Source organism: Saccharothrix ecbatanensis, assembly GCF_014205015.1.
Lineage (GTDB): Bacteria > Actinomycetota > Actinomycetes > Mycobacteriales > Pseudonocardiaceae > Actinosynnema > Actinosynnema ecbatanense.
Genome location: NZ_JACHMO010000001.1, coordinates 3,437,672 through 3,454,036 on the forward strand (window position 1 = coordinate 3,437,672; position 16,365 = coordinate 3,454,036).

General features: G+C 72.9%; 1 protein-coding gene. It reads right to left on the reverse strand.

Annotation, left to right across the window (positions count from 1 at the left end):
• Window positions 1-45: 45 nt before the first annotated feature.
• A complete protein-coding gene (locus tag F4560_RS44485; RefSeq protein ID WP_184920433.1) occupies window positions 46-16,248 on the reverse strand; it encodes a type I polyketide synthase in 16,203 nt (5,400 codons plus the stop codon).
• Window positions 16,249-16,365 lie beyond the last annotated feature (117 nt).

Below are 16,365 nucleotides of genomic sequence, written 5' to 3' on the forward strand. Positions count from 1 at the left end.
CCAGCCTTGGGCTGTCGGAGCAGGCGCGCGGGGTGGCGGAACCGCTCATCGCTCGTCTCCACTGAACTCGGCGTCGATGAAATCGAGGACCTGGCTCAACGACGCTTCAGACAGGTCGAGCCCGGAGCGTTCCGCCTCGCCCGGTGCGCCCTTGGCAGTCCACAGCTTGAGGAGCGTGCCGAGGCGATCCCCGACCTCGGCGTTGTCGTCGGGGTCGGCGGTGGCGAGGGCGGCCTCCAGTTCGTCCAGAGCCTCCGTCAGCGGCGATCGCGGAGCGAGGAGTTCGGCCAGGTGGGCAGCGAGACCGCGGGGTGTCGGGTGGTCGAAGACGACGGTCGCCGGCAACGCGAGGCCGGTGTCACGGTCGAGGCGGTTGCGCAGCTCCACGGCGGTCAGCGAGTCGAGACCGAGGTCCAGCAACCCGCGGTCGGGGTCCACGGCCGAAGGGTCGGTGTAACCGAGAACGGCAGCGGTGTGGAACCGCACCAAGTCCTCGGGTGACGACGGCTTGGCCTGCGTCCCGGTCTTCCGGGTGCGTCCGACGAGATCGCGCAGGAGGAAGGGGACGGTCCCGGAGGCGCGCAAGCCCGCGATGTCCAGGCGTGCCGGCACGTACGCCTCAGCACCGCCCGCGGCGCGGTCGAACAACGCGAGGCCGTCGGCGGCGTCGAGGGGCAGCATCCCGGCGGTCGCCATGCGCGCCAGGTCGGCCTCGGAGAGCCTGCCGCCGAGTCCCTCCGGCTCCGACCACAGGCCCCATGCGAGGGACACGGCGTGCCCGCCCTCGCGGCGGACTCGGTGGGCGAGCGCGTCGAGGTAGGCGTTCGCCGCGGCGTAGTTGCCTTGACCCGGACCGCCCAGGACGCCGGAGGCGGAGGAGAACAGCACGAGGGTGCGCAGGTCCGGCAGCTCGGCGAGGTGGCGAGCGGCGTCGGCCTTCACCCGCAGCACGGGGTCCACTCTTCCGCGGTCGAGGGACAGCACCGCAGCGTCGTCGGTGATGCCCGCGGCGTGCACGACCGCCGTCACCGGAACGTCGACGGCGTGCTGGAGCGCGGTGACGGCCGCGGGGTCGCCGACGTCACAGGCGCGGACCTCCACCTGTGCGCCGAGCGCGGTCAGCTCGTCGCGCAGCCGCCGCGCGCCGGGAGCATCCGGACCGCGCCTGCTCACCAACAGCAGTCGACGGGCTCCGAGTTCGGCCACGAGGTGGCGGGCCAGCAGTGCGCCCAGGCCGCCGGTGCCGCCGGTGACGAGGACGGTGCCGTGGTCGGCGAAGTCGGGAGCGGGGGCTGCGTCGGCTCTGACGAGCCGGGGCGCGAACAGGTCGGCGCCACGCAGGGCGAGCTGGGACGCTCCGGTCGCGGCGGCGCGGGCCACCATGACGTCGTCGTGCGTCCCGTCGGTGTCGATCAGGACGAGTCGGCCGGGGTGTTCGGACTGGGCGGAGCGCACCAGACCCCACAGGGCGGCCTGGTCGGGGTCGATCGCGTCCTGCGGGTGAACGGTGGTGGCGTCACGGGTGAGCAGAACCAGCCGCGCGTCCGGAGTGCCTGCGGTGAGCCAGTCCCGGAGGAGTTCCAGCGTATCGGCCACGGCATCGGAAACCACACCGGTGGGCGCGATACGCACCACGACGTCGGACGCCGGCGTGGGGGCCGGGATGATCGGGGCCCAGTCCAGGCGGAACAGCGCGTCACGGGCGATGTCGTAGTCGGTGGAGAGCAGCTCGCGGGTCACGGGGCCGAACTCGATCTCCCCTATTGACGCGACCGGGGTGCCGTCGGCGTCGGCGGCGACGAGCGACAAGCGGTCGTCGGTGCGGGTCATCCTGATCCACGACGCTCGTCCGCCGTGGACGGACAGCTCCCGGAAGCGGGTGACCAGCGGACCGGGGAGGCCGGGGACGGTGTGCCAGGCGGCGTCCCAGCGGGCGGGTTCGACGGAGTCCAGTTCGACGATGTGCTCCCCGTTCCGCTGCCAGGCGCCGAGCACGGCGTAGGACTCGCCCAGGCGCAGGGACTCGTGCGGTCGCGGGATGACCGCTTCGGCACCGGCGGGGCGGCGGACGGGCCGTGAGGGCGTGACGGGATCAGCGCCGAGCACGCCTGTGGCGAAGCGGGTCCAGCCGTCGGCGGCGCGGCGGTGGAAGGTGAACCCGGCGGAGGTCGGGTCGACGCGGACCTGGATGTCGACCGGCTCGGACTCCGGCAGCACGAGCGGGGTTTCGACGCGCAGTTCCGCCACGGTGGGGTACCCCATGACGGCCGCCACGTGGACGGCCAGGTCGGCCAGCACGCCGCCACCGACGACGACCGCGCCGAGCACGACGTGGTCGACGAGCGAGGGCAGGACCGCGGTGGACAAGCTTCCGCTCAGCACGATCTCGCCGGACCCGGCCAGGTCGACCACCGAGGTCAGGACCGGGTGGCCGGTGGTGGCCGGGCGGGGCGCGGCCTCGGTGAGCCAGAAGTGCCGGTGTTGGAACGGGTATGTCGGCAGGTCCACCGGGTCGGCCGGCGGGACCGCCGCGCTCCAGTCCACCTCCACCGGCAACGAGGCCAGCGCGGTGAGGAACGTCGCGTCCTCGGGTCGGTCCGCGCGCAACGCCGGGACGCCGAGGCCCTCGGTGACCAGCGGGGTCACGGCGCTGCTCGGCCCGACTTCCAGGTAGGTGCGAGTGCCGAGGGTGGCCAGGGCGGCGCCGAAGCGCACGGGTTCGCGGGCTTGGCGCAGCCAGTAGTCGACGCCGAAGTCCGCCTCCGCGCGGCCGGTGAGCGAAGAGATGACCGGGATGCGCGGCGACGCGAACTCGATACCGCGCAGGACGTCGGCGAATTCCGGGAGGATCGCGTCGACGTGCCCGGAGTGGAAGGCGCGGTCCACGGCGAGCCGCCGGGTGCGAACGCCCCGTGCCGCCAACTCCTCCGCCACGGCGAGGACGGCGGGTTCGTCACCTGACACCACCACGGAGTCGGGGCCGTTGATCCCGGCGATCCACGTTCCGGGCCGCAGGAGTGGCAGGACATCGGCCTCTGCCGCGCGCACGGACACCATCGCGCCGTGCGGCATCGTCTGCATCAGGCGTCCGCGCGCGGTGACCAAGGTCAGCGCGTCCTCCTGGGACAGCACGCCCGCGAGGTGGACGGCGGCGATCTCGCCGACGGAGTGGCCAGCGACCACCTCCGGCCGCACGCCCAGCGACTCCAGGAGCCTGGACAACGCCACTTCCACGGCGAACAACGCGGGCTGCGCGTGCTCGGTGCGGTGGACGTCGTCGCTCCAAACGTGCTCGACGCCGATCTCGTGCAGCGCCTCGCGGAACACCGGGAACGCCTCGGCCAGTTCACGGCCCATGCCCACTCGCTGGGAGCCCTGGCCGGAGAACAGGAACGCCAGCCCGCTCGGCCCCACCGGGGTCCCGTCGAACGCGAGCAGGCCGCGGCGCATCTCCTCGATCGACCGCGCGACGACCACGCCCCGGTGCGGATGGGTGGCGCGGGTGGTGAGCAGGGAGTGGGCGACGGCGCCCAGCGTCCCGGGACCGTCCGGTGTGTCGGCGAGCCGGCGGGCCAGGTCGCCCAGTGCTTCCCCTGTGCGGGCGGAGAACACCCAGGGCACCGCACGTCCGGGGTCGGCGCCGGGATCCGGCTCCGGCTCGGGCACCTGTTCGAGGATCACGTGGGCGTTGGTGCCGCTGATCCCGAACGACGACACCCCGGCCCGACGCGGACGGTCCACCGACGGCCATGGCCGCGCCTCGGTCACCAGCTCCACCGCACCCGACGACCAGTCGACGTGCGGGCTCGGCTCGGCGGCGTTCAGGGTGGCGGGCACGACGCCCTGTCGCAGCGCCATCACCGCCTTGATCACGCCCGCCACCCCGGCAGCGGCTTGGGTGTGACCGATGTTGGACTTCACCGAACCCAGCAACAGCGGGGTGGCGCGGTCGCGGCCATAGGCCGCCAGCAGTGCCTCGGCCTCGATCGGGTCGCCCAGGCGGGTGCCGGTGCCGTGGGCCTCCACGACGTCGACCTCCGCCGGTGTCAGGCTCGCGTCGGCGAGCGCCGCGCGGATCACCCGCTGCTGGGCCGACCCGTTGGGCGCGGTGAGGCCGTTGGACGCGCCGTCCTGGTTGACCGCGCTCCCCCGCATCACCGCGAGCACCCGGTGGCCGTGGCGGCGGGCGTCGGACAGGCGTTCCACCAGGAGCACGCCGACGCCTTCGCTCCAAGCGGTGCCGTCGGCGCCCGCGCCGAAGGACTTGCAGCGGCCGTCCGGCGCGAGACCGCGCTGCCTGCTGAAGTCCACGAACGGTTCCGGTGTGGCCATGATGCTCACGCCGCCCACAAGTGCGAGTGAGCACTCGTCGCGCCGCAGTGACCGCGCGGCGAGGTCGAGCGCCACCAGCGACGACGAGCAGGCTGTGTCGACGGTCAGCGCTGGGCCTTCCAGTCCGAACGCGTAGGACACGCGGCCGGACACGACGCTGCCTGAGTTGCCGGTGCCGAGGTAGCCCTCGACGTCCTCGGGGACGCTGTGCAAGCGGGACGCGTAATGGCCGCCGTTGGTGCCCGCGAACACTCCGGTGCGGGAACCGCGCAGCGACGCGGGGTCGATCCCGGCGCGTTCGAACACCTCCCAGGCGGTCTCCAGCAGCAGGCGCTGCTGCGGATCCATCGCCAGCGCCTCGCGGGGCGAGATTCCGAAGAAGTCCGCATCGAACCCGGCGGCGTCGTCCAGGAACCCGCCCACGCGCACGTAGCTGGTGCCGGGGCGCTCGCCGGTCGGGTCGTAGGGCACGTTCCAGCCCCGGTCGGCGGGGAACGGGACGGCACCGTCCCGTTCGGCCAGCACCAGGTCCCACAAGCCCTCGGGGGACGTGACGCCGCCCGGCAGGCGGCAGGCCATGCCGATGACCGCGATCGGGTCGTCGTCGTGGGCGTCGGTCCGATCGTCCACTTCGGATCGACGCGGGGCGAGGCGGTCGGTGATCATCCGCGTGAGCGCGTCCGCGGTCGGATGGTCGAACACGATGGTGGTAGGCATCGCGAGACCTGTGGCCGCAGTGAGTCTGTTGCGCAGCTCCACGGAGGTCAGGGAGTCGAACCCGAGTTCCCGCAGTGGCCGGTGCGGCTCCACCGCCGCAGGGTCGGGCAGCCCGAGGACACGGGCTATCTCGCCGCGCACCAGCTCATCCGGCGGCGGCAGCTCCGTGGTGCGGGGTGCGATCTCGGCGAGTTCGCTGAACAGCGGCTCCGGTCGGGAGCCGGCGAACACCTGCCAGTCGGCGTCCACCACGACCGTTGCGGCGTGAGGCGCGGCGAGACAGCGATCCAGGGCGTCCAGGGCCGCACCGGGGTCGAGCGGGACGATCCCGGTGCGACTCATGCGCGCTGTGATCTCGTCGTCGTCAGCCATCCCGCCGCCCGACCAGGGGCCCCACGCCACCGCGGTGGCCGGAAGTCCCAAAGCACGGCGATGCTCGGCGAGAGCGTCGAGGTAGGCGTTGGCGGCGGCGTAGTTGGCCTGGCCCGCGCCGCCAACGGCCCCCGCGAAGGAGGAGAACAGGACGAACGCGGTCAGGTCCAGGTGGCGGGTCGCCTCGTGGAGGTGCCTGGCCGCCGACGCTTTCGGGCCGATGACGGCCGCGAACCGCTCGGTGGTGAGGGTGGAAAGCACGCCGTCGTCGAGGACACCCGCCGCGTGCACCACCGCCGTGACCGGGTAGCGGGCGAGCAGGTCGTCCAACTGCGCGCGGTCGGTGATGTCGCAGGCGACGACGGTCGCGCCGAGTTCCTCGACGAGATCGGCGGCGCCCGGCGCGTCCGGGCCTCGGCGACTGACCAGCAGCAGGCGGTCGACGCCTCGCTCGGCGAGCCGACGGGCTACGCGGCGGCCCAACGCCCCGGTACCCCCGGTGACGAGGACGGTGCCGGTGAACCGCGTGGGAACGTCGACGGGGTCGACGGCATCGGCGGGGACGAGTCTGCGGGCCAGTGCCGCGTCGTCCCGGACGACCACCTGATCCTCATGACCCGCCAAGACGGCGGCGAGAAGGGCGAACGCGCCGTCGTCCGGGTCGGCGGGGAGGTCGACCAGGCCGCCCCAGTTGTCCGGGCGCTCCAGCGCGGCGACGCGTCCCAGGCCCCACAGCATGGCCTGCACGGGGTTCTCCACAGAATGGACCGCGGAGGACGTCGCGCACCACAGGCGGGTGGCGGTGCCGGACAGGGCGTCGAGCAGGGCCGTGGTGCCGGTCAGAGCGACGGACACGCCGCCTGTGCCGAGGCCCGTGTCTGCCAGTGCCAGCAAGGACAGGACCCCGCGCGCCGGGAGCACCGACGGGACGTCCGCGGGATCGGCGACCGTGGTGACGGTCGCGCCGCGGTCGGTGAGGGCGCGGGTGACGCCGTCGTGCTCGCCTTGCCCGCCTACGACGACCCAGTGGCCGTCGAGCCTGCCGGCGGTCCGCACCGGCCGCCACGCCTCTCGGTACCGGAGGTCGTCGGTGTGCTCCACCGGCCACCAGTACCGCTCGGGTTGGAACGGGTAGGTGGGCAGGTCCACCAGGGAAGCGTCGTGCGTGGGGTTCCACCGCACGCCGCGCACGTGCAGCCCGGCGGCGGCGGTGAGCACGGTCTTCGGCTCCGCGCCCGCGGCGACGGCGTGCCCCTCCACCAGCGGGCTCAGCGTGGCGCTGGGGCCGACCTCCAGGTGGTGGCGGGCGTCCAGCGCGGCGAGGGCGTCGGCGAAGCGAACGGGTTCACGGGCTTGGCGCAGCCAGTAGGCGGCGTCGAAGCGCTCGTCGAACCGACCGGTCACGGAGGAGACGACCGGGATGGTCGGCGGTGTGAACACCAGACCGTCGAGGACTTCGGCGAACGCGGGGAGGATCGCGTCCACGTGCCCGGAGTGGAAGGCGCGGGTGACGCGCAGCCTGCGGGTGCGGACGCCGAGGGACCCGGCGACTCGGAGGGTGGATTCCTCGGCGCCTGCCAGGACCACGGCGCGGGGACCGTTGACCGCGGCGATCCACACACCCGGCTCCAGGACGACGTCGGCCTCGGCGGCCTCCACGGCGACCATCACGCCGTCGGGCATCTCGGCCATCAGCCGGCCGCGGGCTACGACCAGGGCCGCGGCGTCTTCCAGGGACAGGATTCCGGCGGCGTGGGCGGCGGCGACCTCACCGATCGAGTGGCCGGCCAGTCGGTCGGGGACCACCTCCCAGGACAGCAGGAGGCGGTGCAGGGCGGTCTGGAACGCGAACAGGCCGGGCTGGGTGATGTCGGTGCGGTTCACCAGGTCCGGGTCGTCCAGCGCGTCGCGGAGCGACCGGCCCAGGTGGTGCTCCACCGCGTCGCACGCCTCGGCGAACGCGTTCCTGAACACCGGGAACTCCTCGGCTAGCGCACGACCCATGCCGGGTCGCTGCGCGCCTTGACCGGAGAACAGGAATGCGGTGCGACCGGGCGGGGCGACGTCGCCGACGACGAGGTTCGGGGTCGTCGCGCCGGTTTCCAGTGCCCTCAGGGCGGTGTCGATCTCCTCGCGGGTACGGCCGAAGGCGACCGCGCGACAGGGCATCGGCGACCGCGTGGTGGCCAGCGAGCGGGCGATCGAGGCGAGTGGTCCGGTGACGGTGGCGAGCTGCGCCGCATGCGCCCGGAGTGCCTGTGGGGAGCGGGCGGACAGCAGCCACGACGTGATCCCGTCGTCACGGTGGTCGGGCGCGGGGTTGCCGGGCTCCGGCTGGTGGGGTGGCTGTTCCAGGATCAGGTGGGCGTTGGTGCCGCTGATGCCGAACGACGACACACCTGCCCGGCGGGGGCGTCGTGCACGCGGCCAGGGCCGGGACCGCGTGGTGAGGTTGATGCTGCCCGCGGTCCAGTCGACGTTCGGGGTCGGCTCGTCCACGTGCAGGGTCGGCGGGAGCGTCTCGTGCTGGAGGGCGAGGACCATCTTGATGACACCCGCGACTCCGGCGGCGGCCTGGGTGTGGCCGATGTTGGACTTCACCGAGCCCAGTTCGAGCGGGGTGGCGCGGTCGCGTCCGTAGGTCGCCAGCAGCGCCTGGGCCTCGATGGGGTCGCCGAGGCGGGTGCCGGTGCCGTGGGCCTCGACGACGTCGACGTCGGCCCCCGTGAGCCCCGCGTTGGCCAAGGCGGTGCGGATGACCCGTTGCTGCGCGGGGCCGTTCGGGGCGGTGAGGCCGTTGGACGCTCCGTCCTGGTTGATCGCGGAACCCTTGATGACGGCGAGGACGCGGTGGCCGTTGCGCTGCGCGTCGGAGAGCTTCTCCAACAGCAGCACGCCCACGCCCTCGCCCCAGGCCGTGCCATCGGCCCCGGCGGCGAAGGGCTTGCACCGCGCGTCCGCGGCCAGACCGCCCTGCCTTGCGAACTCCTGGAACGCGCCGGGCGTGGACATGACGGTGACGCCGCCCGCGAACGCCAGATCGCATTCACCGCGCCGCAGTGACTCCGCGGCCAGGTGCATCGCGACGAGCGACGACGAGCAGGCCGTGTCGACCGTCAGCGCCGGGCCCTCCAGTCCGAAGGTGTAGGCGACGCGACCGGACAGGACGCTGCCCGAGCTGCCGGTGATGAGGTAGCCGCTTCCCGCCTTCTCCCGCTCGCCGGTGAGAGCGACGTAGTCCTGGCCGTTGTTGCCCGCGAACACGCCGGTGGCGGTGCCGCGCAGCGAGTCCGGCGCGATGCGCGCGTGTTCGGCGGCCTCCCACGCGGCGTGCAGGAACAGCCGCTGCTGCGGGTCCATCGCCAGCGCCTCTCGCGGCGAGATGCCGAAGAACGCGGCGTCGAAGTCGGCGGCATCCCGCAACATGCCGCCTTCCCGGCGCAGCGCCATTCCCGGCCGGTCGGGATCGGTGAGCGCGCCGAGCCGCCAGCCCCGGTCGGTGGGGAACCCGGTCATCGCGTCCTGCCCGGAGGCCAGCAGCGACCAGAACGCCTCCGGCGAGTCGGCTCCGCCGGGGAACCGGCACGCCATGCCGATCACCGCGACGGGTTCGTCGGTCGAGAGGGCCCTGGTCGTCGTCTCCTTTTCGGTCGGGCCGTCGAGGAGTCCGCCGATGAACCGCGTGAGCGCGGCAGGCGTCGGGTGGTCGAAGACGACCGTGACGGGCAGCGCGACCCCGATGGCCTCGGCGATCGCGTTGCGCAGCTGCACGGCGGTCAGGGAGTCGACGCCGAGTTCTTTGAAAGCCCGGTCCGGCCGCACAGCGTCGGCGGAGGCGTGGCCCAGCACAGCGGCGGCGTGGGCACGGACCAGCTCCCCCAGGTCCTCCGCGCGCCGGACGTGGTTGACCGCCGTACGCCGGGCGGTCTTCCGGACCCGCTTCTTCATCGGCACGACCACGGGTGAGTCGACGGTGAGAGCGGCGTCGAACAGCGCCAGCGCCTCGTCTGTGCGCAGCGCGTCGCCCGTGGCCGTGAGGCGGCGGAGCTCGTCGTCGGTGAGGTGGCCGGTGAGGCCGCTGCGCGCCTCCCACAACCCCCACGGCAGCGACAGGGCGGGCAGCCCCGCGGCGCGGCGTTGGTGTGCGAAGCCGTCGAGGAACGCGTTGGCGGCGGCGTAGTTCGCCTGCCCGGCGGTGCCGAGAACCCCTGCGACGGAGGAGAACATGACGAACGCCCGCACGTCCCCCACGAGTTCGTGCAGGTGCAAGACCCCGTCGACCTTGGACTTCAGCACGGAGTCGAGACGGTCGGGGGTCAGTGCGGTGAGGACACCGTCGTCCAGCGCGCCCGCCGCGTGGACGACGGCGGTCAGCGGCTGCTCGTAGGTGTCGAGGACGGCGGCGAGGGCGTCCCGGTCGGCGATGTCGCACGCGGCAACGGTGGCGGTGGCGCGGTCGCCGATGTCGACGAGGAGCTCGGCCATGCCGGGCGCGTCGGCCCCGCGTCGGCCGACGAGCAGGAGGTGTCGGACGCCGTGCGCGTGCACGAGGTGGCGTGCGATCAAACCGCCGAGGACCCCGGTGGCGCCGGTGACCAGCACCGCTCCCCCCGCCCAGTCTGCGGTGACCTGCCCGGTGCGGGCCGGGACCAGTTCCGGGGAGAGGACGCGTTCTCCCCTGACCGCCAGTCGGGGCCGGTCGGCGGCAATGACCGCGTCCAGAGCCGTGGGGTGGTCCACGTCGATCAGGGTGAACCTGTTCGGGTGTTCCGCCTGGGCAGCGCGCACCAGTCCCCACAGGGCGCTGGTGGCCGGGTCGTCGGTGCTGTTCTCGGTGAGGAACACCAGGCGCGCGTTGCGGTCCTCGGCCACCCACCGCTGCACCAGCTCCAAGGCGCGGGTCAGGACCGGGCGGACGTCGTGGCCCGCGCGCGGGAAGTAGACGAGGTAGGCGTCGGGATCGGCGGCGGCGGGTGTGTCCGGCAGGAAGCGGTCCGGGACGTCCCCGAGAACGGCCCAGGCGACCGGCGGCGCCTCCGGCAGCTCGACCGGCTCCCAGGCGACGGTGAACAGGTTCTCCCGTTGGCGGTTCCGGTGCGCCGTGCGGACTTCGCCGAACCGGACGGTGGCGCTGAGGACCGGGGTGTCGGTGGCGTCGTGCGCGGTCAAGGCGACCACGTGCGGAGCGGTGGTCGTCCACCGGGTCCGCAGGGTGGACGCGCCTGCGGCGTGGACCACGAGACCGGTCCACTCGACCGGGTGCAGATCGCCGTCGACGCCCGCCGTCGCGGCGGCGAGGAGATCCGGGTGCAGGACGTGGCCCGTGGTGTCGTCGTCGATCGACGTCTCCGTGTGCGGGCCGGTGACCGGCAGTGGTTCGACCGTGGTGGTGCTCAAGGTGCCGTGGGCACAGGTGATCCAGGTTTCTTCCGCCCTGAGGTGGGCGGTGAACCGGCGCCTGCCTTCGGGGCCCGGGGCCTCCACCACCACCTGGATGCGCGCGTCGGTGTCGCTGATCGCGTCGACGACCAAGTGGTCGACGGTGGTCAGACCGACGGCGTCACCGGCGGCCAGGGCCGCGTCCACGAGGAACGCCGGGGTCACCTCGGAGGTGTGTCCGATGAGGACGGTCGTGCCCGGCCGTGCGAGGTCCAGTGCTGCCTTCAGCACGGCGTGCTCGGTGTGACGCAAGCCCAGGGCGGTGGGGACGTCGACGGGTGCCGGTTTCGGCCAGTGGTGTTGGTGTTGGAAGGGGTAGGGGGGTAGGGGGGTGGTGTGTGTGGTGGTGGGTGTGGGGAGGGTGATGGGGAGGCCGGTGGTGTGGGCGTGGGCGAGGTTGTGGTGGAGGCGGTTGGTGTTGCGGTGGAGGGTGGGGATGGTGGTGGCGTGGGGGAGGGTGTCGTGGGTGGGTGTGGTGAGGATGGGGTGTGGGCTGGTTTCGATGTAGTGGGTGTGGTGGGGGGTGAGGTTGGTGAGGGTTTGGTGGTAGTGGACGGGGTTGCGGAGGTTGTCGTACCAGTAGTGGGGGGTGAGGGTGGTGGTGTCGGTGGGGTGGGTGGTGAGGGTGGAGTGGAAGGGGGTGTGGGAGGGGTGGGGGGTGATGTGGATGTCGAGGAGGGTGTCGCGGAGGGTGTCGACGTGGGGGGTGTGGGAGGCGTAGTCGACGGGGATGAGGCGGTGGTGGATGTTGTGTTGTCGGCAGTGGTTGGTGAGTTGGTGGATGGCGTGGGTGTCGCCGGCGGCGACGGTGGTGGTGGGTGAGTTGTGGGCGGCGATGTGGGTGCCGGGTGGGAGTAGTGGGAGTAGTTGGTGGGCGGGTAGGGAGATGGAGGCCATGGCGCCGCGGCCGGTGATGGAGAGGAGGGCTTGGGCGCGGAGGGCGGAGAGTTTGGCGGCGTCGTCGAGGGTGAGTGCGCCGGCGATGTGGGCGGCGGCGATTTCGCCTTGGGAGTGTCCGATGACGGCGTCGGGGTGGATGTCGTGGGCCTGCCAGACGCGGGCGAGGGCGATCATCATGGTGAACAGGGCGGGTTGGATGCGGTCGACGCGGTCGAGGGGTCCGTTGCGGAGCAGGTCGATGACGGACCAGCCGGTGTGGGGGTGCAGGGCCGCGTCGCAGGCTTCGGCGGTGCGGGCGAAGACGGGGTTGGTGTCGTAGAGGTGGGCTCCCATGCCGTGCCATTGGGAGCCTTGTCCGGGGAACACGAACACGGTTCCGCCGCGGTGGGCGGGAACGGTGCCGGTGACGAGGTCGGGGTGCGGCCGGCCTTCGGCGAGGGCGGTGAGGGCGGTGTCGAATCCGGTGCGGTCGTCGTGGTGGCCGAGGATGACGGCGCGGTGGGTGAGCCGGGCGCGGGTGCGGGTCAGGGAGTGGGCGATGGCGGCGGGATCGCCGGGGGTGTCGCGCAGCAGTGCCGCGACCCGCGCCAGCGCGGGCTCCGAAGCGGCGTCCAACGGCCACGCCACCACACCCGACCCCCACCCCAACCCCGACCCAGACCCCAACCCCGACGCTGGCCCGGTCGCGGTGTCGACGGCGGTGCCGGTCGCGGTGCCGGTCGCGGTGGCGGTCGCGGTGCCGATGGCGGGGGCGGTGGCGGTCGCGGTGTCGATGCCGGTCGCGATGCCGGCCGCGGTGCCGGCCGCGGTCGCGGTGGCGGTGTCGGCCGTGCTGTCGGTCGCGGTCGCGGTGCCGATGGCGGGGGCGGGGGCGGTGTCGGGGGCCTGTTCGAGGATGAGGTGGGCGTTGGTGCCGCTGATGCCGAAGGAGGAGACGGCGGCGCGTCGGGGTCGGTCTGCTTGCGGCCAGGGTCGGGTCCGGGTGGCGAGTTGCACCGCGCCGCTGGTCCAGTCGACTTCCGGGGTGGGGTTCTCGGCGTGCAGGGTGGGGGGCACGGTGCCGTGTCGTAATGCCATCACCGTTTTGATCACGCCCGCGACGCCGGCGGCGGCTTGGGTGTGACCGATGTTGGATTTGAGCGATCCCAACAACAACGGAGTGGCGCGATCACGGCCGTAGGTCGCCAACAGCGCCTCGGCCTCGATCGGGTCCCCCAGCCGGGTGCCGGTGCCGTGCGCCTCCACCGCGTCCACATCGGACGGACCCAACCCCGCGTCCGCCAACGCGTCGCGGATCACCCGCTGCTGGGCCGAGCCGCTCGGTGCGGTGAGCCCGTTCGACGCGCCGTCCTGGTTGACCGCGCTCCCCCGCACCACCGCGAGCACCCGGTGACCGTTGCGTTGAGCGTCTGAAAGCCGTTCCAGCGCGACCAGGGCCACGCCCTCTCCCCACGCGGTGCCGTCCGCGCCGGCGCCGAACGACTTGCAGCGGCCGTCCGGCGCGAGGCCGCGCTGCCTGCTGAACTCCACGAACACCGATGGCGTCGCCAGCACCGCCACACCGCCCGCGAGCGCGAGCGAGCACTCGCCGCGTCGCAGGGATTCTGCCGCGAGGTGGAGCGCGACCAGCGACGACGAGCACGCCGTGTCCACCGTCAGCGCCGGGCCCTCCAAGCCCAGGGTGTAGGCGACGCGGCCGGACGCGACACTGCCCGCGGTGCCGACGCTCACGAGGGCTTCCAGGTCGTCTGCGGAACGTTCCAGCAGGCTCGCGTAGTCGTGGAACATCAGGCCCGTGAACACGCCGGTGCGTGTTCCGCGCAGCGAATCGGGGGCGATTCCGGCGCGTTCCAGGAGTTCCCAGGAGGTTTCCAGCAGCAGCCGGTGTTGGGGGTCCATCGCCACCGCCTCACGCGGGGAAATGCCGAAGAAATTCGCGTCGAACCCGGCCACGTCGTCCAGGAATCCGCCGTGACGCACATAGCTGGAACCGGCCCGCTCCCCCGAGGCGTCGAACAAGTCCGGATCCCAGCCGCGGTCGGTGGGGAACGGGCCTACGCCGTCGCGGCCGGACATCACCAGGTCCCACAGGTCTTCGGGCGAGGTCACCCCGCCGGGCAGCCGGCACGCCATGCCCACGATGACCACCGGGTCGTCGTGGGCATGGCGTGCCGCGGCACGCTCCTCGACCGCATGCACCCCGGTCTCGACGCCGTCCAACAACTCTTCCAGGTGACGGGCGAGCGCACGGGGCGTCGGGTGGTCGTAAACGGCCGTCACGGACACGTTCACGCCCGTCGCGGCGGTCAGGCGGGCACGCAGCGCCACGGACGTCACCGACGTGAGGCCCTGGGAGCGGAACTCGCCGTCGGCCGCCACCGACCGGCCCACGACCGCCGCGATCTCACGGCGCACGAGGTCGAGCACCAGGCCGGGCTCCCACGCCTTGCGGCGACGCAGGTCTTCGGCGCGCCCGACCGGAGCGGCCGACGGCACCAGGTCGCGCAGCGCCGGGTGCGGGTCGTGCAGCGCCGCGAACTCCACGTCCACCGCCACCAGCGAGGACTCCCCCGACGACCGCGCCGCGTCCAGCAGCGCCAGCCCGTCCTCCACGGACAACGCGTGCGCGGGCAGCCAAGATGGCGCGGCGAAGCGAGGTTCGGCAGCCCAAGGGCCGTAGGCGATGACGACGCGTCCCGGCCGCCCGCGCGGCACGTCGTCGTCGAGGGAGACCAGAACCACCTGCGGGCAGTCCACGTCCGCGGGCGGCGTGTCCAGCGTGTGCACGACCAGTGACACCGGCCCTTCGGGCAGCACGCCGTCGGACGTCACCTCGACGTTGCGCACGCCGTGCCGGGAGGCGAAGTGTCGCGCCACCGCCCCGGCCAGGCCGTCGGGGTCGCCGGTCACCACGACGGTCCGGTCCACGGCGACCGTCAGGGCGGCGGAACCCGCGGCGGCGCGAACGACCCGGTCGCCCTCCCACCGGTACAGGAAGTCGAACGCGGTGCCCTCCACCGACAGCAGCCGTGACGGCAGCGCCGCGAGGGCGTGACGGGTGATCTTGCCGGAGCGAGTGCGCGGGATGGCGTCCACCAGCAGCAGTTCCACCGGCACCTTGTAAGCCGACAGGGCCTCTCGACACGCCGCCATCGCGGACGCCGGGTCGATGTCCGCTCCGACCAGGTAGGCCACGGGCACCTCCCCCAGCACCGGGTGCGGCCTGCCCGCCACACCCACGTCCGCCACGTTCGGCACCCGCGCCAGCACCGCCTCCACCTCGGCGGGGTGCAGGTTCTCGCCGCCGCGGATCACCACGTCTTTCACCCGTCCGCGGATGAAGAGGTTGCCGTCGGCGTCGCGGGCGGCGATGTCCCCGGTGCGGTACCAGCCGTCGGTCAGCGGCGACTCGATGTCACCGTGGTAGCCGAGCATCAGGTTCGGGCCGCGGACCCACACCTCGCCCTCGTCGGCGTCCGCACCCGCGGAGTCGACCAACCGCACCTCCAAGCCGTCCACCGGCTTGCCGCACGATCCCGGCGGCACCTCGTCGGCCGGGCTGGTCATGGTGATCGCGCCACACGTCTCGGTGCTGCCGTAGCTGTCCACCAGCCGCACTCCGGTGAAGCGCTCGAAGGCCGTGCGCAGCTCGGCGGAGGCCACCGCGCCGGTGCACAGGGCGGCGCGCAGCGCGGGCGCGGCGGTGGCGCGGCCGATCAGCCGGTGGTAAACCGCCGGGACCCCTGCCAGCAGGGTCACCCGCTCGGCGGTCAGCGCTTCGACGACGCGGTCGGGTTCGGCGTCGGCCAGCACCCGGGCCGAGGCGCCCACAGTCGTCACGCCCACCACGCACAGCACGTGCGACAGGCTGTGGAACAGCGGCAGCGGCCACAGCACGTGGTCTTCCTCGGACAGTCCGAGGATCGGCGCGTAGGCGGCGGCGATCGACCACAGCACCGCCCGCTGGGTGGACAGAACGCCTTTGGGCACGCCGGTGGTGCCGGAGGTGTAGAGCAGCCACGCGGGCTCGTCCAAGCCCAGGTCGTCACGCGGCACGGTGGGCGACTCGGTGGTGGCCAGGCGCTCGAACCCGCCGTCCTCCACGCCCACGAGAAACCCGGCTGCCATGCGGCGGGCGCGATCGAGTGCGCCACGACCCGCGAGGACGGCGACGGCTCCGCTGTCGGCGAGGACATGCGCCAGCTCGGCGTCGGAGGAAAGCGGGTTCACCGGCACGGCCACGACCCCGGCGCGTACCGCAGCCAGGTACGCCTCGACGGTCTCGACCTCGTTGCCCATCAGCAGCACCACCCGCTCGCCCCGCCCGACGCGCGACGCGAGGTGTCCCGCCACACGGGCAGTGCGGGCGGCCAGCTCGGCGAACCCCACAGAACGGCGTTCGTCGCTGAACGCGGTCCGGTCACCGAATTTCCGCGCGTTGGCTTGGACAGAATCGGCAAGAGCACGGACCAGATGGGCGTGGAACACCGCTTCGCCTCCTCGGGAAAACCTCGTCCGGTCACGATAAATGCGAATTCAGGGAAGACGAAACCCGTAGCGACTGGGGCACCCCGAACTCCGTTAGGGGGTTTCGTTAGGGGCTGT